The following is a 2,189-nucleotide window of genomic DNA, read 5'->3' as shown; positions in this document are numbered from 1 at the left end:
AACGGTGTCACGCTCAAGCCGGACTTCGATGCTGCCACTGGTAGTTTCGTAGATGCTGATCTCGCTCAAGTGTCCATCCATGTCATGCTTGTCTGCTTCCGGTTTCTTCAAGAATCCGTTGTACCCGGCGCTTACCTTCGTTTTGAACTGTTAAGAAATCCTTAGCAGTTGCCTGCTTTGAGAGTCCATCCGATACACGAACCCGCCCGCAATCTTCGATGCGGCCGAGCGTGATGGGATATGCCAGAAACAGGCGACTTCCTTCGACCACACCCCACCCTGCCGCGTTGAAGCTGGATCAATATGCATAGCTTTGGTTTCGGTTTCATTCATGGGTCAATGCGTTTGGGAACGATGATGAATCCAGAATCGCTCTCGCCATAACACACGCATTCTCTACCGGTTGCGACGTAATACGCCGTCAGCGCGCAGAGCGCGGCATCCACGAGGTCAAGATTTGTCAGGTGGGCGAGATCAATCCCTACCGAACCCAGCAACGTTCGACGCTGCACACGTTTGTTCGTGTCTTCAGGCTTGCCATGGGTCAGTTGCCGAGTGATGGCGTGCGGGAAAGTCTCGAAGCAACATTTCTGGCCCGACAGAGGAAGCTCGGAACAAAGGGCATGTGAGGACTCCAGCGCCTGGAACAGTGCTTCGCCTTGAAGCATCCAGCCGTAGTAGTTTTTTTGATGTTCGAGCGCACGCCGACGCGTAGGGGTGGAAAAGCACCAGATGCCTTGTGCCATGAGCTGGCGTTCAGCAGGGCGGGCACGGCCATCCCTGCTCCAGCGACAGGGAGCATCCACGGCGATCACCATGCCGTTGGCGGTATGACACCATTCCACCACTGTGCTCACTTGTGGAGAAGCACAGTGGGATGAATACCGGCCGGCTGTCAGTGCGACTGCATGAAATCCTTTGCGTTGACCGCCGACATCAATACCAATGGCTGTGACCCCCTCAGAAGAAACGCGATCTTGATGTGCAATAACGCCAGCCATTGCTTAGAGATTCCCGCTGAAAGCCTGGTGCAGCAGCGACTTCTTTAATTCACCCAGCGCGGCGAGCTTTTGCTGATAGATGGATTCGAGGCGTTGGGTTTCGGCCCTGAGTTTATCAAGCCGGCTTGTCATTCGTTCTTGCTCAGGCAGAGATGGCAAACTGATGGGGAAGGAAGGGAAGTCTTTAAGTGCGATGCGATCCACGGTCGCACCGCGCACCGTCTTGCTGTCGAGAAACTTCCGAAAAGGCGGCGAAATGTATTGATAGACAAAGAATCGAGGATCTAACTGCTTTCGATTAACGCGAACCAATCCCATACGCCTGCCGAGACAACATTCAAGCCTATTTGGAATGAGCGCCGCCTGACCAAGCCGTGTCTCATACGAGAACACAACGTCGTCGGCCTGTGGCTTAACACGACGAGTCCACTGTTTAAAATCCTGTGGCGTCACATGCCGAGTTGCTTCGAGATTAATCCTTCCATCTTGGAGGGCACTAATCCCCAAAAAAACCGGGCCGGCATCGACCGTTTTTGGAGTCGCATGCGGTCCGTCGAACACTTCTGCAACATCGCCAATCGGCACTACGGGACTACCGCGAAGCTGGGTAAAGACGGATTGCAGGTGGCTTTCGAAGAGAGCGCGGGCGTTGCGGAGGTTCTGTTCGGCGTTGGCTGTGGCGCGGGCGAGGCCGTCAAATGCTTCGTCGAGGATGCCGACGATGCGTTGCTGTTCGGGGAGCGGAGGAAAGGGTATTGGAATGGAGTTCAGCGCCGTTTGGTTGAGCTTTGGCTGAGCAGCTCCCGTTATGTAGTCATCGAGTGGGATACTTTCCAAGTACAGCTCGACAAATCGCTGTGTTGCAGGGTTTTCAAATTTCAGAATGTGCGCGTGATTGTTTACCCAATACTTTCCAGACACCGGGAACGCGATGGGTGTAGAGCGTGCCAGCAGGTTTGCACCATCTTCCGAAATCAGCAGCGCATTCTCATCGAAAATGTAATCGGCAACATAGTCCACAATGCCAGATGCGCCGTAATAGGGATACTTTCCAACAGAGCGGACACCTCTAGTAATTGGGACACGTCTGCTATCTAGATTGGTTGAAATCTGGTCAAGCGTCTTTGTCTGCCACCCATTCTTCATTTCAGCAACGCCCTGATATTCCCAAGCACCTCCGTGCTCTCG

The 2,189-nt window shown here is 53.8% G+C and carries 3 protein-coding genes; all 3 read right to left on the bottom strand.

Annotation, left to right across the window (positions count from 1 at the left end; all coding sequences use genetic code 11):
* Positions 1 to 82: 82 nt before the first annotated feature.
* On the bottom strand, positions 83 to 271 hold the full coding sequence (locus KF839_RS14725; protein ID WP_292918584.1) for a hypothetical protein: 189 nt from the start codon (positions 269 to 271) through the stop codon (positions 83 to 85).
* A gap of 58 nt (positions 272 to 329) precedes the next feature.
* The gene (locus KF839_RS14720) at positions 330 to 1,001 is read right to left on the bottom strand and encodes a DUF429 domain-containing protein (RefSeq protein WP_292918583.1); all 672 of its coding nucleotides are present in this window, start codon (positions 999 to 1,001) and stop codon (positions 330 to 332) included.
* A 3-nt stretch (positions 1,002 to 1,004) separates the two neighbouring features.
* On the bottom strand, positions 1,005 to 2,189 hold a 1,185-nt coding region (locus KF839_RS14715; RefSeq protein ID WP_292918582.1), incomplete at its 5' end, for a restriction endonuclease subunit S.

The sequence above is a fragment of the Nitrosomonas sp. genome (assembly GCF_019635155.1).
In the GTDB taxonomy this organism is placed as follows: domain Bacteria; phylum Pseudomonadota; class Gammaproteobacteria; order Burkholderiales; family Nitrosomonadaceae; genus Nitrosomonas.
This window is presented reverse-complemented; position numbering and strand designations above follow the sequence as displayed.